Genomic DNA, 19,572 nt, shown 5'->3' with positions numbered 1-19,572 from the left:
CCCCGTGCGTACCGGCCCCGCTCCACCGTAGGGTTCCGGGGACGGTCGCGGACCACCCCGATCGTCGCAGACGAGGCCGCGGGCAAGGAGGCGGAACACGGTGATCACCACACGCGAGTGGGCTCTGGCGGGCGGACCCGACGGTTCGGAGAGGCTGGCGGCGCGGGCGTGGGCCCCGACCGGGGGCGAACCGACCTGGCTGGCGGTGCTGGTCCACGGCTACGGCGAGCACCTGGGACGGTACCAGCAGGTGGCCGAGGACCTGGTCGCGGCGGGCGCGGTGGTCTACGGCGCCGACCACCGGGGACACGGGCGCTCCTCCGGCGAGCGGGTGCTGATCGACGACTACGCGGACGTGGTCGAGGACGTGCACCGGGTCATCACCCAGGCGCGCACGGCCTACCGGGCGCTGCCGCTGGTGCTCATCGGCCACTCCATGGGCGGGCTGATCGCCTCCCGCTACGCCCAGACCCGCCCCGACGAGCTCCGGGCGCTGGTGCTCTCCGGGCCCGTGCTGGGCCGGTGGGCCGACCTGGAGCAGCTCGCCGCCGCCGAGGAGATCCCCGACGTTCCCATCGACCCGTCCACGCTCTCGCGCGACCCCGCCGTGGGCGAGGCGTACGTGGCCGACGAACTGGTCTGGCACGGCCCCTTCAAGCGCGCCACCGTGAAGGCCATGCTCGCCGAGATGGAGCGGGGCCTCGCCGCCGGAAGTGTGGGCACGCTGCCGCTGCTGTGGGTGCACGGCTCCGACGACCGGCTGGTGCCCCTGGAGGGCACGAAGGTGGGCATCACCTCGGTCATGGGCGAGGACTTCACCGCACGGGTCTTCCCCGGCGCCCGGCACGAGGTGTTCAACGAGACCAACCGGGACGAGGTGCTCGGCGAGGTGGTCCGCTTCGCGCGGCGGTTCGCCGTGCCGGCCGGAGGGGCCTGAGGGCTTGTGGGGGCGGCGGCCGCCGCCCTCACACGTACAGCTGTCCCCGGGACTGCGCCGGGTGGGCCAGGGTCTCGGCGTAGGCGGCGGCCAGGCGGTCCACGGCGTCGGCGAGCACGTCCGGCGGCTGGGTGTAGGACAGGCGCAGGTAGCGCTCCAGGGTGCCGTCGTCCCCGAACACCGGGCCGGCCGCGGGACGCACCCCGTGCCGGACGGCGGCCGCGGACAGCGCGCCGGCCATGGGCTGGGGCAGCGCCGTCCACAGCACCAGCCCGCCTCCGGGCACGCTGGACCGCCAGTCGGGCAGCCGCTCCCGCAGCGCGTACAGCAGCGCGTCCCGGTTGCGGCGCAGTTGGCGGCTGCGCTCGGCGCGGATGCGCATCACGTCGGCGAGCAGGTGGGTGGCGGTGAGCTGGTCCAGCACCGCCCCGGCGAGGTCGAAGCGCTGCCGGGCGGCCATCAGACGGGTCACCATCGGCGGCGTGGTGCGCACCCACCCCACCCGCAGGCCGCCCCACAGCAGTTTGGCCACCGAGCCCACCGTCAGCACCCGGCCGTCGGTGTCGTGGGCGGCCACCGGCGCGGGCAGGTCTCCGGAGTCGATGGCCAGTTCCGTGACCGCCTCGTCGATGACCAGGTAGCTCTCCGCCCGGCGCGCCTCGCGCACCAGGACGCGGCGCTCCTCGTCGTCCATCAGGGCGCCGGTGGGATTCTGGAAGTCGGGGACGAGGTAGGCCAGGTCGGGCTTCCACCGGCGGAACGCGTCGACGAGGTACTCCATGTCCCAGCCCTGCGGCGTCACCCCGACGGTGCGTATCCGGGCCCCGCCGCGGCGGGCGGCGTCCAGCGCGTGCGGATAGGTGGGCGACTCCACCAGCATCTCGTCACCGGGCCGCAGGAGCAGGTCCAGGGCCAGCGCGATGCCCTGCTGCGCGCCGTTGGTGACGAAGATCTGCTCGGGGGTGGTGGGCAGCCCGCGCTCCACGTAGCGGCGGGCGATGGCGTGACGCAGCTCGGGCAGGCCGTAGGGGTGGTAACCCAGTCCGCCCACGTGCGCGGAGAGCTGCTCGGCGGCCCGGAGCGCGGCGGCGCGCAACCCCTCCACGGCCGGGGGCGCGGCCACGCCCAGGTCGATGTGCTCGGCGGCGGGGACGAACGGCGAGGGCTCGTCGGTACCGGAGCCCGGCAGGACGGTCCAGCTGCCCGCGCCCTGCCTGCTCTCCAGGAATCCGTGGTCGCGCAGCCAGGCGTAGGCGGCGGTGACGGTGTTGCGGCTGACCCCGAGGGCGGTGGCCAGGTCGCGTTCGGCGGGCAGCCGGGTGTTGCTGGGGACCCGTCCGTCCAGGACCAGCCCGCTGACGGCCCGGGAGACGGCCAGGTAGTAGGGGCGCTCCACGGGCGCCTCGCCGATGAGGCGGGCGAGGAGGCGTCCGTTGATCCGCCGGGTGCCGCTCCCCGGACGCTCCGCCGCGCGGTGGCCGCTCTGCCTCGCCATGCCGTCTCCCGCCGCCGTGTCGCGAACCAGGCCACTTGCCCGTGATTGGCACTTCATTCCCAGCGCCGCATCCGCCACGATACCCAGGTGGCTCCCCCGCCGGACTCCGGTGGCCCCATGACCCGGTTCCACGTTCTCCGGACCACGCCTCCCGGCTCCGCGTCCTTCGCGCGGGCCTTCATCCGATGATCCCAGGTGTGAAGGGAACCCCTGTGAACGCACAGCCCCGTCCCGTCCGCGACGCGGCCGCCGAACTGCTGGGCCGGGTGATGATCACCCCGGCCCTGCCCCGTCCCCGGCTGCGCCGCCTGACCCGGCTGTACGCGGGCCTGACCCTGTACGGGCTGAGCGGCGCCCTGCTCGTCCACGCCGAGTTGGGCGCGATGCCCTGGGACGTGCTCCACCAGGGCCTGTCCCGACAGACCGGGCTGTCCATCGGCACATGGAGCGTGCTGGTCGGCGCGATGCTGATGCTGCTGTGGATTCCCCTGCGCCAGAAGCCGGGCCTGGGCACGCTGAGCAACGTGGTCGTGGTGGGCATGACGGTGGACCTGTTCCTGTGGCTGCTACCCGAGACCGACTCGCTGGTGGTGCGGGTGGCGTTGCTGGGGCTCGGGGTGGTGGTGTGCGCGGTCGCGACCGGGTGCTACATCGGCGCCCAGTTGGGCCCGGGCCCCCGGGACGGGCTGATGACCGGCCTGGCCGCGCGGGGGTGGTCGGTGCGCCTGGCTCGGACCTCGATCGAGGCGGGCGTCGTGGCCACCGGCTTCCTCATGGGTGGGACGGTGGGTGTGGGGACCCTGGTGTTCGCTGTGGCGATCGGCCCGCTGGCCCAGGTGTTCCTGCCCCTGATGCGCATGCCCGACCGGGAGTCCGAGACCAGCGGGCTCCCGGACTCCCGGTGACCCCCGGCGGGCCGGTCCGACGGCACGGCTCCCGTTTCCGCACCACCGTCCCGTCTCGTGCCCGGTCCTTGGAATCGCCTACGCCGCCGGGGTTCCGGCCGTCCGACCACCCTGCTCTCAATGGCCGGAAGTTGGCCCGTGACCGAATATTGGTCACCACGTCGTAACTTCTGAACTGACAAACTCCCTCATTTCCCCACATTTCTCCTTGCACATTCCTATGCACGTGCAAGCGCGGTGGCGTGTCTCCCCCCGAAGAGGGGAAGATGGGGACCGCGGTGAACGGAACGGACCGTGTTCGGGACGGTTCCTGGCCACCGGCCTTTTCGCCTGCCCTCACCTGGGCACATAACCGGGTGGAAGGCATGCGGCGGCTGGTGCGGAGGCAGAACGTGGCCCGAACGGCGCCCCTTCCCGACCACGGGTCCGCTCCCGGTGGCGGGCTGGGTGGGAGGCTCCCGGCGGAGCGTGCGCACGGACGTGCGAGCGTCGGACCGCGAGATCGCGGTGCCGACCCACGAGGCGCCGACCGCAGGAATCATGACGACGTGATGGGGGTGAGCCGCGTGCCCGGCTGGATCGAGGACTACGCAATGATCGGCGACATGCAGACCGCCGCGCTGGTCGGACGTGACGGCTCCATCGACTGGGCGTGTCTTCCCGACTTCGACTCCTCCGCCTGCTTCGCCGCGATGCTGGGCGACGACCAGAACGGCAGTTGGATCCTGCGGCCCGCCGAGGGCGCGTCCCGCGCCACCCGCCGCCGCTACCGGGGCGACACGCTCATCCTGGAGTCGGAGTGGGACACCGGCGACGGTTCCGTCCGGGTCATCGACTTCATGCCGCCGCGCGGCGGCGCCCCGCACATCGTCCGCATCGTGGAGGGACTGGCGGGCTCGGTGTGCATGGAGACCACCATGCGCATCCGCTTCGACTACGGCCACGTCGTTCCGTGGGTGCACCGCGCCGGTACCGAACTGGTGGCCATCGCGGGCCCCGACTCCGTCTGGCTGAGCAGCCCCATCCCCCTGCAGGGCCACAACTTCACCCACGACGCCACCTTCACCGTCACCGCCGGCCAACGGGTTCCGTTCGTGATGACCTGGCACCCCTCCCAGGTGGAGGAGTCGGACCACCTGGACGCGGAGAAAGCGCTCTCCCGCACCGAGCGGTTCTGGGAGAAGTGGGTGAACCAGTGCACCTACGAGGGCCCCTACCGCGAGGCGGTCATCCGCTCCCTCATCGTGCTCAAGGCCCTCACCTACAGTCCCACCGGCGGAATCGTCGCCTCGCCCACCACCTCGCTGCCCGAGCACCTCGGCGGGGTGCGCAACTGGGACTACCGCTACTGCTGGCTGCGCGACGCCACCATCACCCTGGAGGCGCTGATCCGCTCCGGGTACAAGGACGAGGCGCTGGCCTGGCGCGAGTGGCTGGTGCGCGCGGTCGCGGGCGAACCCCAGCTCATGCAGATCATGTACGGCATCCGCGGCGAACGCAGGCTCACCGAGTGGGAGGCCGACTGGCTGCCGGGCTACGAGGCCTCCCATCCGGTCCGGATCGGCAACGCCGCCGTGGGCCAGTACCAGCTGGACGTCTACGGCGAGGTCATGGACGTGCTGCACCTGGCCCGCCGCCACAACATCCGCGGCGGCGACTACCTGTGGGGCCTACAGCGCTCCCTGGTCAACTACCTGGAGTGGTGCTGGGACGAACCGGACGAGGGCCTGTGGGAGGTGCGCGGCCCGCGCCAGCACTTCGTGCACTCCAAGGTGATGGCCTGGGTGGCCGCCGACCGGGCGGTGCGCAGCATCGAGGAGTTCGGCAAGGAGGGCCCCATCGAGCGGTGGAAGGCCCTGCGCGACACCATCCACGCCGAGGTGTGCGAGTACGGCTACGACCCCCAGCGCAACACCTTCACGCAGTACTACGGCAGCAAGGAGCTGGACGCCGCGCTGCTGCTCATCCCCGAGGTGGGTTTCCTGCCCTACGACGACCCGCGTGTGGTCGGCACCATCGAGGCGATCCGCAAGGACCTGATGGTGGACGGGTTCGTTCTGCGCTACCGCACCGACCTGGACGACTCCGCGGACAAACTGCCCGGTGACGAGGGCGCCTTCCTGGCGTGCAGCTTCTGGATGGCCAACGCGCTGCTGTCCATCGGCCGCCAGGACGAGGCCCGCGACCTGTTCGACCGGCTGCTGTCGCTGCGCAACGACGTGGGCCTGCTGGCCGAGGAGTGGGACCCGCGCGAGAACCGCCAGGTCGGCAACTTCCCCCAGGCCTTCAGCCACGTGCCGCTGGTGACCACCGCGCTGAACCTGAGCACCCGCCAGGGAGGCTGGCGCGCCGAGTAGGGCCTCCGCGACCGGCTCGACCGGCCTCCGCACGATCCTCCTCCCCCGGCACGTCCCCCGCCCCGCACCACCCCCCACCGGAACGGACCGGCCACGGCAGGCAGGACAGGCCGGAGCACACGGCGCCCCCGCGGGCCGAGCGGTCCGCGGGGGCGCCGCCGTGTCCGGTGCCTGCGGTCTCAGCCCCTGCCGAGCACGGGATCGGCCCAGACCGGGTAGATGCCCCTGTCGTCGCTCTCCACTTCCAGGCGCAGGCGCAGGGCGTCGGAGACGTCGACCTCGATATCCATCATCTCGCCCAGGCGCAGCGTCTCGGTGACCTTGGCCTCGCCGTCCACGTGCACGGTGAACGTGGTGGTGGCCCCGGCGTCGGAGGTGTCGTCGACACCGATGGTGGAGGTGAACGTCGTCCAGTCACGGCCGAGGTTGTAGTCGATCCAGCCCGTGCACTCGGAACTGTGCTCGGCACAGAAACCGGAGACGATGGCGCGGCTGTAGGACTCTCCGTCGAGTTCCGCGCGTCCGGTCTCGGGGCGCCAGTAGTCCGTGGAGGCCCCGTCCACGATCTCCATCTGGGTCAGCAGGGTGGACTCCGCTCCGGTGCCCCCGGGTGAGGCGGGCACGTCGGACTCCCCCACCGGGGGCTCCCCCTCCTCGGAGGCCGAGTCCCGGACGGGGTCCTCGGCGGCCTCCGGGGCGGCGTCGGTGTCGGCCCCGCCCGGGTCCTCGGCGGCGACGGTGGTGGTCGCGAAGCGGTCCATGACCACGTAGGTGCCCGTCGCACCCGCGACGACGCACAGCACCCCGAAGATCGAGAGCCCGATGAGCACGGGCTTGCGCGACCTACGCTTCCTGGGCTTCTCGGCCTCCGCGGACGCGGGGCCCTGCGCGGCCGTGTGCGGGAGGGCACCGGTGGCGTTGGGCCGGGAGGGGTCGTTCCATCCGGGCCGCGGGCCGGTGGCGTGCTGGAAGTGCCCCGGACCAGCCGGACCGGAGTAGGCGGCGCCGGGTGCCGGAGCGCCGGGCATCGGCGGCTGTTGGGACGCCGGGCCCCGCGGGGGTGCTCCCCGAAGCGGAGGCCTGGCCTGCGGCCTCGGCCGGGGCCCGCCCTGGACAGGTCCGCCCGGCTGCGGTCCGCCCTGGGCGGGGCCGGCCTGCCCGGGGCCGGCCTGCTCCGGCGGCGGCCCGGCCGGGGACGCGTCACGGGGGCCGCTGGTGGGCGGCGGCACCGCCTGGCTCGGCCGGCCGCGCATTCCGCCTACCGGGCGCGGGGACATGCTCTGGGCATCCGGCACCGGGGCGCTCTCCGGCGGCGGACCGGACACCCGGTCGCCCCGTGGAGGGGAAGAGGCCTCCACGGCGGCCCCCTCGGGCGGCGGCGCGGAGGGCTCGGAGCCCTCGGCCGCGGCCGCCGCGAGGACGGAGCCGCCCGGTTCGGACACGGGTCCCGTCCACGGCACCGACGTGGCCAGGGAGCGCAGCGCCCGGATCCAGTCCGAGGTCTCGGGGCGCTCCCCGGGTTCGGCGGAGAACATGGACATGACCAGCCCGTGCTGGCGCTCACCGGCACCCGCCACCAGCGGCAGCGCGCCGAAGCGCTCACGCAGCTGCTCGGGCGCGGGCGGCGGGTCCTCACCGGTCAGGGCGAAGAAGGCGATGGCGCCGAAGGCGTAGCGGTCGGTCGCCGCCGAGTACTCGCCGTTGAAGATCTCCGGAGCCGCGTAGCCGGGCGTGAACCAGGGACGGGCGGTCATGTGGCGGGCCGCGATCCGGCTGAGCCCGAAGTCGACCAGCGTGGCCTGGCCCTCGTCGCTGATCATGATGTTGCCGGGCGACAGGTCGCCGTGCACCACCACCCGCTTGGACGGGGTGGCGCGGCCCGAGTGCAGCATGTCCAGCACCAGCGCGATCTGCTCCAGGTAGCGCAGCACCTCGCGCTGGCCGCGCGGCCCCTCCACGGCGTGCTCGGCCCGCCAGTCGCGCAGGTCCACGCCCTGTACGTAGTTCATGACCAGGTACAGGGCGCGGTCGGTGTACTCCCCCGCGCCGTCGGCCGGGTGCTCGGGCACCCCCTCGAAGTGCTCGCGGACGCCGACCACTCCGAGCCGGTTGATGAAGCGCAGCAGTTCGGCCTGCTCGCCCCACTTCGCGCTCAGCTCGGCGAACTGCTCCTCGTTCGCGGTCACGTCGGAGTTGAGGACCTTCACCACGACCGGCTCGGTCTGTCCGGCCAGGCTCACTTCGGCCAGGTAGAGCGTGGCCTCTCCACCACGCCCCACGGACCGGACGAGACGGTACTTGTCCGGTTGGGAGTCCGGACCTACGTAGAGATTCAGGCTCACGGCTCTGATACTCGTTTCCACACGGGGGTCGGGGATACAAGGCCCAGAACTCGGGGGTTTCGGTCCTGGGGTGAAAGACCACACTAACGCGGACGGCTGTACCCTTACGCCCGGTACGACCGCGACGGCCGACAGTGGCCACGGGGATCGGGCGCGAACGCGGACGCTGACGGTGAGGGGCTTCGGTGGCCGAGGAACGGGTGCTGGGCGGCCGCTACCGTCTGCTCTCCCAGCTGGGCAGGGGCGGCATGGGCGAGGTCTGGCAGGCGGTGGACGAGCTCCTGGACCGGTCCGTCGCGGTCAAGCTGATCAGGGCGGGCCGTGCCGGTTCGGAGGAGGTGGCCGCCCGCTTCCGCCGCGAGGCGCGGCTCACCGCCCGTCTGGCGGGCCACCCCAACGTGGTGATCCTGCACGACTTCGGATACGACGGGGCCCACGGCGGTTCCGGACCGGTGTACGCGGTGATGGAGCTGGTGGCCGGACGGTCGCTGACGGCCGTGCTGCGCGAGAGCGGACCGATGCCGGTTCCGCGCGCCGCCGATCTGGTCTCCCAGGCCGCGTCCGGGCTCGGCGCGGCGCACGCGGCGGGGATCGTGCACCGCGACGTCAAGCCGGGCAACCTGATGGTGGTCGAGGAGGGCTCCGGGGGCGGCACGGTGAAGGTGCTCGACTTCGGGATCGCGGCGCTCACGGCGGCCACGCAGAGCCGCCGTATCACCCGGACGGGCCAGGTGATCGGCACTCCCCTGTACATGTCACCCGAGCAGGTGCGCGGCGAGCGGGTCGAACGTGCGGGCGACCTGTACTCGCTGGGCGCGATCCTGTACCAGTTGCTGACCGGGCAGCCGCCGTTCGCCTCCCAGGACTCCCTGGCGGTACTGCACCGGCACCTGGTGGAGGCCCCGCGCCCGGCCGCGCAACTGCGCCCGGAGGTGCCGGAGCCGCTGTCGGAGCTGGTGGGGTCGATGCTGGCCAAGCGCGCTCAGGAGCGGCCCGCGACCGCCGAGGAGGTGCGGGACCGCCTGGCGCCCTTCCTGGCCTCCGGTCCCATCCGGCCCTCGCGTCCCCGGTCCGAACCGCGCACCGGCACCCCCGCCCCCGTTCCGCCGACGCGGCCCTACACCCGGGTGGCCACCACCCGGCCGGAGACGGTCGGGCCGGAGGATCCCGGACGGCTGCTGGCCCTGGTGGACGGTGCCCGGGCCACGGCCGACGCCGGGCAGTTCGCCGCCGCGGCACGGGAGCTGCGCGGACTGCTGCCCCGGCTGCGGTCCACGTTCGGGCCCGAGCACCCGGACACGCTGCGGGCCCGGCGCCGGGAGGCCTACCTGACCGGGAAGAGCGGAGAGCACCGGCGGGCCGTGGAGCGGCTGGACGCGCTGCTGGCCGACCTGGCACGCCTCCACGGCGCCCGGCACCCCGAGGCGCTGGCCGTGCGCCACTACCTGGCGACGAACGCGGGCCGGGCGGGCGACCACGCGCTGGCCGCGCGGGTGCACGGTGACCTGGTGCCCGACCTGGTGGCCCTGCACGGGCCGGACGCCGAGCGCGTACTGACCACGCGGCTGTACCTGGCCTTCGAGGCCGGCGAGGCCGGCGGTCCGGAGCGGGCGGTGGAGCTGCTGGAGGAGCTGGTACCGGACCTGACCCGGGTGCTGGGTGAGGACGACCCGTCCACGCTGCGGGCCCGCCACTACCTGGCCGCCTACCTGGGCCACTCGGGCCGGCCCGCCGAGGCGGCGCGCCGCTACCACGCCCTGCTCGCCCACCACACTCGGGTGCACGGCGCGCAGAGCGCCGAGGCGGAGCGCATCCGCGCCCACCTGCGCCAGTGGCAGGACCGCGCCCGGGGATAGCGGGGACGCGCGAACGCACTGGACGCCCGACTCCGGAACACGGTCTTGTCGTTCTGCTGCGCCGGACCCGTGCCTCGGCCTAGTCTCAGGCGCTATGGGACAGACCAACAGCCCGCCTGACCATGTCTTCCTTCTCGGGCGAGAGATCGGCACGGACGGGGACGTCCTCTCGATCCGTGATCCGGCACTACGTGTGCTCACCGTGGAACGTGTGCCCTGCGGTGTGGAACTCGGTGTGGCCCTTGCCCTACTGGAGTCCACCGGGGCGGAGGATTCCCACCAGGTGCTCTTGGAGGTCGTCCGTCCCTCCGGGGTGGTCGCGCTGTCGATGACCGGAACGATCGACACGGCACCGTCCGACCGCACCGGCGTCTGGGCCCGCGCCCTGCACGTGGTGATCGACGAGACCGGTGAGTGGACGGTCAGCGCACAGGTGGGCCGGATCCGGGCCGTGCGCGTGATCGACGTCGTGTCGAAGGCGGCGGAGTAGATGCCTCCCCGTCTGACCGCACACCTTCGCGAGAGGATGCGGCGACGGCACATCACGGAAGAAGACGTTCTGGCGACGCTGCGACGCCCTCTGGAGGAGAAGCACGACTTCGAGAACAACTCCTACAAGTTGTACGGACACACCGGCGACGGCAGGAAGATCTATGTCGCGGTGAAGGACACGACCTGGGGAACGCAGGACCCTGTGATCAAGACGGTGGTGGAAGTATCGTGACCCCTATGGCAGCGCCTCGGAGAGTGACGATCGACCAGGAAGCGGACGCCGGTTACCTGACGCTTACCGACGCCCCCGTCGAGAAGACCGTCGACCACGGTGCGTTCATCGTGGACTACTCCGTCGACGGCCGACCGGTGGGAGTCGAGGTGCTCACCCTGGGGCGCCCTCTGGACGCCACGGCCGTCCTGCGTGTCCTGGAAGAGGCCGGAACAGCACCGGACGTGGACACACGCGCCTGGGTGAACGCGTTCGCCGCCCAGATCCTGGGCCTCGACGACCAGGTGCCCTCGACCATCCCGCCGCTTCGACATGGATCGAAGGAACCTCCGGAAGAGGTGCGCTTCCTGACGGCCGCCGAGGTCGCCTCGATCATGCGGGTGTCGAAGATGACGGTGTACCGGATGGTGCACTCGGGAGTCCTCCCGGCCATCCGTGTGGGACGCTCCTACCGGGTCCCCGAACGCGCCGTGCACGACTACGCGGACGAACTGGACGCCCGGCTCCGGGTCCTCGGGTGAGGCCACGCGCCCGGGAGGCACTCCGAAGGCCCGAAGCGGCCGTGGATGTCGCCCCGTGGCGCTAGTGTTCTGGCCATGCCCAAGGACCTGAAAGAAATCATGGAAGCCGGCTGGGCCGAGGCCCTGGAGCCGGTCGCGCCGCAGATCGCCGCGATGGGCGAGTTCCTCCGGCAGGAGGTCGCGGAGGGCCGCACCTACCTGCCCGCCGGGGAGAACGTCCTGCGCGCCTTCCAGCAGCCCTTCGACGACGTGCGCGTGCTCATCGTGGGCCAGGACCCCTACCCGACCCCGGGCAACGCGGTGGGCCTGAGCTTCTCGGTCGCCCCGGACGTGCGCCTGCCCGCGAGCCTGCGCAACATCTACAAGGAGATGGTCGACGACCTGGGGGTCCCCATGCCCTCCAACGGCGACCTGACCCCGTGGACCCACCAGGGCGTGCTGCTGCTCAACAGGGTGCTGACCGTGGAGCCGGGCAAGGCCGGGTCGCACCGGGGCAAGGGCTGGGAGGCCGTCACCGAGCAGGCCATCCGCGCTCTCGCCGACCGGGACAAGCCGCTGGTGGGGATCCTGTGGGGGCGCGACGCCCGCAACCTGCGGCCCATGATGCCGGGTGTGCCGTGCGTGGAGTCCGCGCACCCGAGTCCGCTCTCGGCCAAGAACGGGTTCTTCGGCTCCAAGCCCTTCAGCCGCGCCAACGAGCTGCTGAAGGAGCAGAACTCCGAGCTGGTGAACTGGGAGCTGCCCTAGCCGGTCCCGCACCGGCCACGAGCACGCCCCCACACCTTCCTGGACCACGTTGACCTGCGGACTCGGCACCTCCCCCGGTGCCGGGTCCGACCCGTGTGCGCACCCCCGAAACCGGAGAGGCCCCCCGATGGCGAAACGGCTCACCTACGCGGACGCCCTGAAGATCCTCGGCCAAGGCGACTCGGAGGTGACGGGCCTCGCCGAGAGGCTGGCCGACGGCGGCCTGGGACTGGTGGGGGTGCCGGACCTCTTCGGGATACGGGGAGCGCTGGTGAGCGGGGGGCGCCGGGCCATCGAGGGGATCCGGGACAAGATCAGCGGTGAGAGCCGCATGTCTCGGACGGAGAAGATCGAGGCGGCGCACCAGATCCTGGTGGTCGTCGCGTTCTTCGAGGCGGTGGAGGAGTCCCTGACCGCGCTGGAGGCCCCCTTCACCCTGGCCGACCTGGAGTTCACCAGGGAGGAGCAGGCCGGCCTGATGGACCGCGTCCTCGCGCACTCCGTGTCCGCCCCGGCCATGTCCCTGGGCCCGGCCTGGGCCCCGCGCTTCTTCTCGGACTTCCTGTTCAGGGACTTCGCGGCGGCCCTGACCGGGCTCGCGGTGGCCGAGCGGCACGGAGTCACCTCGGACGACCACCCCCTCCTCAGGAACATGCGGAGCCTCGTCCCCGAGTACGCCTCCAACCGGTACCGGGAGTCCTACCGCCAGCTCTCCGCCGACATCCCCGAGTTCGGGATGTGGGCGCACCTGGCCGAGCACGAGTACACGCGCGAGGTCGTCGGAACCGGGCTCGGGGAGCTGCGGCGGCACCTGGAGGAGATCGGCTCCCGTCGCGCGGTGGACGTCCGGCGGCGGGAGCTGTCCGCCGGGTACCGGGCGGTCCTGCGCCAGCCCGTGCTGCGTTCGGACGACATCCCCGCCGGGCTCTCCCTGCCCCCGCTGGAGGAGGCCTACATCCCGCCGCGCGGCCGCGCCGCCTACGCGGTGCACAGCGGCACCCCCTCCTCCGAGGGGTGGTGGGAGCGGCTGCCCGTGGTCGGCGACCTCCAGCCGGTCATCGCCGCCCACCTCGTCCACCCGCTCGCCACGGAGGTCCCCACGGTCATCCTGGGCCACCCCGGCGCGGGCAAGTCCAAGTTCACCGAGATGCTGGCGGCCAACCTGCCCGTCGCCGACTTCCTCCCGATCCGGGTGGAGCTGCGCTCGGTCCAGCCGAACGCCCCCATCCACGCGCAGATCGAGGAGGGACTCGCCGCGACGCTCCACACGCGGGTGTCCTGGCGCGAGCTCGCGGAGTCGGCGGACGGGGCGCTGCCCGTCGTCATCCTGGACGGCTTCGACGAACTCCTCCAGGCGACCGGGGTGGACCGCTCCGACTACCTGGAGCGGGTCCAGGAGTTCCAGCACCAGCAGGAGGCGCTGGGCCAGCCGACGGCGGTGATCGTCACCAGCCGCACGGTGGTGGCGGACCGGGCCCGCTTCCCCGACGGCTCCATGGTGATGCGGCTGGAGCCCTTCGACGACGCACAGATCGGCCGGATGCTGGAGGTGTGGAACCGCGCCAACTCCCACGCGTTCGCCGCCTCCGGCACGGGGCCCCTCACCACCGACGTCCTCGTGCGGTACCGCGAGCTGGCCGAGCAGCCCCTCCTCCTGCTGATGCTGCTCATCTACGACGCGGAGGGCAACGCCCTGCGGCAGGCCTCGGACACCCTCTCCCACGGCGAGCTGTACGAGCGCCTGCTGACCATGTTCGCCAAACGCGAGGTGGACAAGCACCACTCCTCCCTGAGCACGGGCGGCTTCGAGGACGCGGTCGAGGACGAGCTGCGCCGCCTGGAGGTCGCCGCCCTGGCGATGTTCACCCGGCGCAAGCAGAGCGTGAGCGCCGAGGAGCTGGAGCAGGACCTCGAGGTCCTCATGCCCGACGCGGCGGTGCGCGCCCCGGACGCGGACCTGCACGGCCGGATCGACCCGGCCCACCAGGTCCTGGGCAGGTTCTTCTTCGTCCACGAGTCACGGGCGCAGGTGAGCGACGGCACGGCGAGCGTGTTCGAGTTCCTGCACGCCACCTTCGGCGAGTACCTGGTGGCACGGGTCGTGATCGCCGCTCTGGAGGAACTGGACGAGTCCCGTTCACGCGCCTCCCGGCGCCGCAGGAGGAACGCGCGCCCCGACGACGGCGAGCTGTACGCCCTGTCCTCCTTCGCCGGCTACGCGGGCCGGGAGAAGGTCGTGGACTTCCTCGCCGAACTCCTGGAGCGCCGGTTCGCCGAGGAGCCGGAAGCCCGCGCGGACTACGCGGACCTGCTCGTGGAGCTGTTCCAGGAGGCGCCCTTCCCCGCTCCCAACCGCTCCTACACCGACTACGAGCCCGTGCGCCTGCCGCTGACCCGCCGCGAGGCCAACTACACCAGCAACCTCGTGATCCTGCTGTGCCTGGTGCGCGAGGAGCCGGTCGACGTCAGCGAGCTCTTCCCCGACGCCTCCGAGCCCGACCAGGCCCTGCAGGGCACGGCCGCTCTGTGGCGCACCCTGTCCGGATCCGAGTGGTTCAGCATCATGGGCGCGCTCCGTGTCCGCCACCTGAACGGGTGGGACGAGAACGGACCGGTCACCGTCATCGGGCGTGAGGACGGCTCGCCGGTCGACGTCGGGGAGAGCATCGGGTTCGAGCTCCGGTCGAGCACGGGCGCCCGCCCGGACGTGACCGACCCGTACGGGATCACCGTGCCGTACGAGTCGACCACCTCCCGACTGCTGCGTTCACTGGCCATGCGGGTCAACGGGACCGCAGGGCGCTTCTCCCTGGGGCTGCTCCCCTACCTGCGCCACGTCTCCGACGACCTGGCGACCTGGTACCAGGACACCGGGGACGACAGACCCGGGTGGACCGAGACGCACGAGGTCCTGCGGCTGCGCCTGGAGCCCGTGCACCACGATCCCGAGGGGCGCCTGGACAGCTACCGCAGGCTGCTCTCCACGTCACTCCTGGGACGCCTGGAACTCCTCGTACTGAGACAGGCCTCGGAGGACCTCCGTGTGTACGGCTCCGATCCCTCGCTGGGGGGCATGCGCACGGCGTTGGAGGAGCTGGTGAGGGCCTACCTCGGCCGGCTGGAGGACGTGGTGGAGGGCGAGCAGCTCAGCGCGGAGAGGGTCGAGCCGGTGCTGCGCTCCCTGCCGGAGGACCTCGGGACGGGAGACGGACTCACGGACCGCGTGCTCCGCGTCCTGCGCGGCCCCGCCCCGGCGATCCGGTCCGTGCCCGCCGACCGCGTGGCCTACCAGCGGCAGGACCAGCGGCAGGGCCACCCGGCCATGAACGCCTACGGCAGCGCGGGCCGGGACCGCTAGCACCGTCTGCGCCGTGAGCCCTCGCCGGATGATCTTGCTCCCAGCGGCACTCTCGGCCACCGACGGTGTCGCCAAGAGCAAGATCACCGGGGTTCAGGGGGCTCCCACCACACCGGCGACGTTTCCGGCCGGCCCGTCAGGCCTGCGCCGCGCGCACGCGCTCCACCAGGGCGGGGACGGCCTTCCCGATGGGGTCGCGCAGGACCACGGCGGCGAAGTCGTCGTAGGGCGTGGGCTCGGCGTTGACGACGACCAGGCTGGCGCCCGACATCATGGCCACGTCGCACAGCCCCGCCACCGGGTGCACGGTCAGCGAGGTGCCCACGGCCAGGAACACGTCGCACTCGCGGGCGGCCCGCGTGGCCTCCTCGACGACGTCCGCGTCGAGCCGCTGGCCGAAGGAGATGGTGTCCGACTTCTGGATGCCCCCGCACTCCACGCACCGGGGGTCGGACTCCTCGTCCAGGCGGGCCAGCACCTTCTCGCTGGGCGTGCGCAGCCCGCAGGCCATGCACACCACCCGCAGCAGGGTGCCGTGCACCTCGACGACCCTGTCGCCGGTGACCCCGCCCACCTGGTGCAGGCCGTCGACGTTCTGGGTGACCAGCGCCCGCAGCCGCCCCGTGGCCTCCAGCTCGGCGAAGGCGCGGTGCGCGGCGTTGGGCCGGGCGCGCCACATCCGGTGGGCGCGGCGCTGCGTCCACACCTCGCGGCGCACGTCCACGTCGCCCATGTAGGTGTCGATGTCCGACAGGGCCTGCGCGCCCGGATCGGTCGTCCACACCCCCTGCGGGCCGCGGTAGTCGGGGATCCCGGAGTCGGTGGACACTCCCGCGCCGGTGAGCACCGTGACGCGTTCGGCGGAGACCAGCAGGTCGGCGGCCCGTTCGAAGTCCTCGGGGTCGACGAAGGAGGCGGAGTCGGTGGTGGTCGAGGCCATAATCCCATTCTTACAGCGACTTGGTGACCGCTTTCCCCGTCTTTGGCCCCGGACGAGTGCTTCCACCCGCCGACACACCGTAGTCTCGAAGGCGTGTGGGGTGCAGAGGCGAAATCCCCGGCCGATGCACACGAGATGGGCAAAGGGTGCAAAAATCAACACAATCATGAAGCAGCCGTCCTACATTCTCGTGGTCAACGGGACCAAGGTCCAGCGTCCGGTGTTCGTGCTGGGCGCTCCCCACTCGGGGGTCGCCAGGATCTCCCGTGCCCTGTCACGTGTTCCCGGGTTCCACATCGGCTCGGGTTCGTCGGGCGTGCTCAACGCGGTCTACGCCGTGGCCAGGCGGCCCTCCCTCGCCCTGGAGAAGGCCGCGGGAACGGCGAGCCTGCTGCGTGAGGCCTACGCCGAGGCCTGGCAGCTCACCCCCCTGACCTGCCCCCGGTGCCCGGGGCCGCGGGCGCGCGTGCCCGCCAACGTCTCCGCCGAGCCGTGCGAGCACAGCGCGGACGTGCACCGCTACGGCGACGCCAGCCCCGACCTGCTGTTCAGCGCCACCGCCCTGCACGCGGCCTTCCCCGACGCGCTGTTCGTACAGGTCATCCGGGACGGCCGCGACGTCATCGCGGACATGATGGAGGACGAGCACTCCCTGGGCTGGCTCAAGCCGAGCTTCATGAAGCTGGACCACGAGTTCCCCAACCACTTCTTCGGGCTGGAGGAGGAGTCGGACCTGACCGCGTTCACGGAGGGGTCCACGGCCGCCAAGTGCGCGATGCGGTGGCGGGGCGCGGTCCGCATGTCGGCGCTGCTGCGCAACAGTATCGGCGCCGGGCAGTTGCTGACCCTGCGCTACGAGGACGTGCACGGCGGGGAGGTGGACACCGCCGAGCGGCTGCGGGAGTTCACCGGGGCCCGGGTCTCGGCCTCGGAGCTGCTGACCGAGGAGTCGTGGGGCGTGGGCTCCTGGCGCGAGCGCCTGTCCCGCGAGCAGTACGGGGACGTGCACGAGGTGGCGGGCGTGGAGCTGTCCCGGCTCGGCTACCGCTGAACACGGTCGGGCCTGGCCGGGTCGGCCCGGGTCGGCCCCGGCCCGGCCCGGAGGAGGCACGGCCCCGAGCACGCCTGACGAAGCTCCTCAGGCCGCGCCGTGGACGGTCATCAGCGCGTCGGCGGCGGCACGGGCCGTGCGTGCCGCGTCCGTCACCCCGGTGACGTTGCGGGCGACGACGGCTCCCTCGTGCAGCATGGCCAGCGCGTCGCCGAGAGCCGCCGGATCGCCCGCCCCGGCCCGTTGGGCGAGGTCGGCGTACAGGTCGCGCAGCCCTCGCTTTTGCTCCTCGGCGACCGCGCGGCCGGGGTGCTCGGGGTCGGAGAGCTCGGCGTAGGCGTTGACCATGGCGCAGCCGCGCGGGTTCTCCGCGCCCATCCAGTCGTCCAGGGCGTCGAAGGTGGCCGCCACCCGTGCGCGCGGCGTGTCGGCCCGCCCGAGGTAGGCGTGGAGGTGCTCGCGCCAGCGGGCGTCGCGGGCGCGCAGGTACTGCACGACGAGCTCCTGTTTGGAGCCGAAGCGGTCGTAGATGGTCTTCTTGGTGACCCCGGCCCGCTCGGCGACCAGCTCCATGCCCACGGTGTTGATCCCGCGCGTGTAGAACAGCTCGGTCGCCACGTCCAGGACGCGGCGCGCGGCCGGGGTCATCGGCCTGGTCCCGGTGTCGGCCATGGTGTCCACTCCCCTGTCTCCCTGGTTCTCCCGTCCGGCTCCGCGGCTTCGCGGCCGGTGACTACATTGTGAGTATACCGACCGGTGTGTTTACCTGACGGCATGGAGCACAGGAAAGCGCACACGTTCCGTTCCCTGCCGCCCCTCCTGCTCGCCGCGGGGCTGGTGGTGATGTGGAGTTCCGGTTTCGTCGGCGCCGAACTCGGTACCGCGTACGCGCCCGCGACGACCCTGCTGGCCTGGCGCTTCATGGCCGTGGCCGCGCTGCTGGCGGCGTGGTGCCTGTGGCGGCGGGCCCGGATGCCGCGGCGGGACCTGGCGGCGCACGCCGTACTCGGGCTGCTGTCCCAGGCCGGGTTCCTGTACGGGGTGGTCGCGGCCGCGCAGGTGGGCGTGGCCGCGGGGACGAGCGCGCTGGTGGCCGCCCTCCAGCCGCTGGTGGCGACGGCGCTGGCGGTCCCGCTGCTGGGCGAGCGGGTGCGGCCGCGCCAGTTGGCGGGACTGGCCACGGGACTGGCCGGTGTCGGCCTGGTGGTGTACGCCGACCTGCTGCGGCCGGGCGCCGCACCCTGGTGGGGGTACCTGCTCCCGTTCGGGGCGATGCTCTCCCTGGTGGCCGCGACCCTGCTGGAGCGCCGTGTACGGCCCGGAGGCTCACTGGTGGAGGCCCTGGCGGTGCAGTGCACGGTGAGCGCGGTGCTGTTCACGGGACTGGCCGCCGGTACCGGAACACTCGCCCCGCCCGCCGAGCCGGGGTTCTGGGCGGCGGTGGCCTGGGTGGTGGTGCTGTCGACGCTGGGCGGCTACGGCCTGTACTGGGCCAACCTGGCCCGGACGGGCGTGACCCGGGTGTCGGCCCTGCTGTACCTGACCCCGCCCACCACGCTGGTGTGGTCCTGGCTGATGTTCGGCGACCCCGTGGGGCCGGGCGCCCTGGCGGGGATGGCGGTGTGCACGGTGGCCGTGGTGCTGGTGAGCACCGGAGGCGTCAAGGAGAGCGCCGAGGGGCCCGACGGTGGGAGGACGGATGGAAGCGCTCCCGCCCGGGCGTACCGCCAGGGGCGTCGGGAGCGCCGGGGACGTCCTCGTCCCGCGCATCACTGACCAGGGTGTCCTCCACCTCCTCGACCAGCTTCCAGGTCTCCTCGGCGCGCATGGGCCCGCTCTCGGGCACCTCCGGGACCACGGCGGTGCACAGCACCTCCACCAGGGCGTCGGGGTCCAGGAGACCGGTCACGCCCAGCACCGTCATCGGCGGGTAGAAGCGCCCCATGTAACGGCGGTAGACCGCGCCGACGGTCCCGCTCTCGGCCCGGTAGGCCGGCATGTCGGTGGTGAAGACACGCATGTCCACCACGTGGGCGGGGTCGGCGCCCGCGGCGCGCAGCGCCTCCACCATGTTGGCGAGGGCACGGTCGAACTGCTCCACCACGCCCGCGCCGACCACCGTGCCGTCGGAGCGGCGCGCGCACTGCCCGCCGACGTGGACGACACGCCCGGGGCTGACCACGAGCGCGTGCGAGAACCCCACGGGTTCGTTCAGGGACAGCGGATTGACGATCTCGTGCGGTGTCCGTCCCATCGACGGCCCCTCCTGACTGGCGGCGCGCCCTCCGCCCGTCCGGCGGCCCCGCGAGGGACCGCCGGACGGGCGGCTACGATGAGCG

At 72.6% G+C, this 19,572-nt stretch carries 16 protein-coding genes and 1 pseudogene; 12 read left to right on the top strand and 5 right to left on the bottom strand.

The annotated features are described in order from the left end of the window. The first annotated feature begins 100 nt into the window (after positions 1–100). Positions 101–937, top strand: coding sequence for an alpha/beta hydrolase (locus tag NOSIN_RS05980; protein ID WP_077689780.1), 837 nt, complete (start codon positions 101–103; stop codon positions 935–937). Positions 938–965: 28 nt separating this feature from the next. Here the strand turns inward: NOSIN_RS05980 and yczR are convergent, their stop codons facing one another. Continuing rightward, on the bottom strand, positions 966–2,432 hold the full coding sequence (gene yczR, locus NOSIN_RS05975; protein WP_077689779.1) for a MocR-like transcription factor YczR: 1,467 nt from the start codon (positions 2,430–2,432) through the stop codon (positions 966–968). Positions 2,433–2,644: 212 nt separating this feature from the next. On the opposite strand from yczR, the gene yczE reads away from it, so the two are divergent. Then, on the top strand, positions 2,645–3,337 hold the full coding sequence (gene yczE / locus NOSIN_RS05970) for a membrane protein YczE (RefSeq protein ID WP_077689778.1): 693 nt from the start codon (positions 2,645–2,647) through the stop codon (positions 3,335–3,337). Positions 3,338–3,888: 551 nt separating this feature from the next. Next, positions 3,889–5,694, top strand: coding sequence for a glycoside hydrolase family 15 protein (locus tag NOSIN_RS05965; protein WP_227014554.1), 1,806 nt, complete (start codon positions 3,889–3,891; stop codon positions 5,692–5,694). Positions 5,695–5,873: 179 nt separating this feature from the next. Here the strand turns inward: NOSIN_RS05965 and NOSIN_RS05960 are convergent, their stop codons facing one another. Next, positions 5,874–8,036, bottom strand: a complete 2,163-nt coding sequence (locus NOSIN_RS05960; RefSeq protein ID WP_077689777.1) for a protein kinase domain-containing protein — start codon at positions 8,034–8,036, stop codon at positions 5,874–5,876. Between the two features lie 185 nt (positions 8,037–8,221). Here NOSIN_RS05960 and NOSIN_RS05955 point away from each other — a divergent pair, with 185 nt between their 5' ends. The 7 genes and pseudogenes from NOSIN_RS05955 to NOSIN_RS05930 all read left to right on the top strand — a co-directional run bounded on the left by NOSIN_RS05955 (position 8,222) and on the right by NOSIN_RS05930 (position 15,242). Next, positions 8,222–9,892, top strand: coding sequence for a serine/threonine-protein kinase (locus tag NOSIN_RS05955; RefSeq protein ID WP_077689776.1), 1,671 nt, complete (start codon positions 8,222–8,224; stop codon positions 9,890–9,892). A 94-nt stretch (positions 9,893–9,986) separates the two neighbouring features. Beyond that, positions 9,987–10,382 (top strand): hypothetical protein, encoded by a 396-nt coding sequence (locus tag NOSIN_RS05950; RefSeq protein WP_077689775.1) that lies wholly within the window; start codon positions 9,987–9,989, stop codon positions 10,380–10,382. Next, positions 10,383–10,616 (top strand): DUF4258 domain-containing protein, encoded by a 234-nt coding sequence (locus NOSIN_RS05945; RefSeq protein WP_227014536.1) that lies wholly within the window; start codon positions 10,383–10,385, stop codon positions 10,614–10,616. It begins immediately after the preceding gene. Between the two features lie 5 nt (positions 10,617–10,621). After that, positions 10,622–10,759, top strand: a pseudogene (locus NOSIN_RS27655) (DUF2283 domain-containing protein); the annotation flags it as partial. Between the two features lie 153 nt (positions 10,760–10,912). After that, positions 10,913–11,137 (top strand): helix-turn-helix domain-containing protein, encoded by a 225-nt coding sequence (locus tag NOSIN_RS27650; protein WP_236743456.1) that lies wholly within the window; start codon positions 10,913–10,915, stop codon positions 11,135–11,137. Positions 11,138–11,212: 75 nt separating this feature from the next. After that, positions 11,213–11,884 carry a uracil-DNA glycosylase gene (locus NOSIN_RS05935; protein WP_077689773.1) on the top strand — a complete coding sequence of 224 codons (672 nt, stop codon included), beginning with the start codon at positions 11,213–11,215 and terminating at the stop codon, positions 11,882–11,884. Between the two features lie 127 nt (positions 11,885–12,011). Then, the gene (locus tag NOSIN_RS05930; protein ID WP_077689772.1) at positions 12,012–15,242 is read left to right on the top strand and encodes an NACHT domain-containing protein; all 3,231 of its coding nucleotides are present in this window, start codon (positions 12,012–12,014) and stop codon (positions 15,240–15,242) included. Positions 15,243–15,378: 136 nt separating this feature from the next. Here NOSIN_RS05930 and NOSIN_RS05925 read toward each other — a convergent pair whose 3' ends face one another. After that, on the bottom strand, positions 15,379–16,182 hold the full coding sequence (locus tag NOSIN_RS05925; protein ID WP_077689771.1) for an SIR2 family NAD-dependent protein deacylase: 804 nt from the start codon (positions 16,180–16,182) through the stop codon (positions 15,379–15,381). Positions 16,183–16,348: 166 nt separating this feature from the next. On the opposite strand from NOSIN_RS05925, the gene NOSIN_RS05920 reads away from it, so the two are divergent. Beyond that, positions 16,349–17,233 carry a sulfotransferase family protein gene (locus tag NOSIN_RS05920; RefSeq protein WP_077689770.1) on the top strand — a complete coding sequence of 295 codons (885 nt, stop codon included), beginning with the start codon at positions 16,349–16,351 and terminating at the stop codon, positions 17,231–17,233. A gap of 87 nt (positions 17,234–17,320) precedes the next feature. Here the strand turns inward: NOSIN_RS05920 and NOSIN_RS05915 are convergent, their stop codons facing one another. Next, a complete protein-coding gene (locus NOSIN_RS05915; protein WP_171986558.1) occupies positions 17,321–17,905 on the bottom strand; it encodes a TetR/AcrR family transcriptional regulator in 585 nt (194 codons plus the stop codon). Between the two features lie 102 nt (positions 17,906–18,007). Here NOSIN_RS05915 and NOSIN_RS05910 point away from each other — a divergent pair, with 102 nt between their 5' ends. Further along, positions 18,008–19,009: a DMT family transporter gene (locus tag NOSIN_RS05910; protein WP_143832861.1), complete on the top strand. Its 1,002-nt coding sequence runs from the start codon at positions 18,008–18,010 to the stop codon at positions 19,007–19,009. Here the strand turns inward: NOSIN_RS05910 and NOSIN_RS05905 are convergent. Further along, entirely contained in the window at positions 18,894–19,487 is a 594-nt protein-coding gene (locus NOSIN_RS05905; RefSeq protein WP_077689768.1) for a RidA family protein, read from the bottom strand. The genes NOSIN_RS05910 and NOSIN_RS05905 overlap by 116 nt on opposite strands. Positions 19,488–19,572: the final 85 nt, after the last annotated feature.

It is taken from the genome of Nocardiopsis sinuspersici, from assembly GCF_001998325.1.
GTDB lineage: Bacteria > Actinomycetota > Actinomycetes > Streptosporangiales > Streptosporangiaceae > Nocardiopsis > Nocardiopsis sinuspersici.
This window is presented reverse-complemented; position numbering and strand designations above follow the sequence as displayed.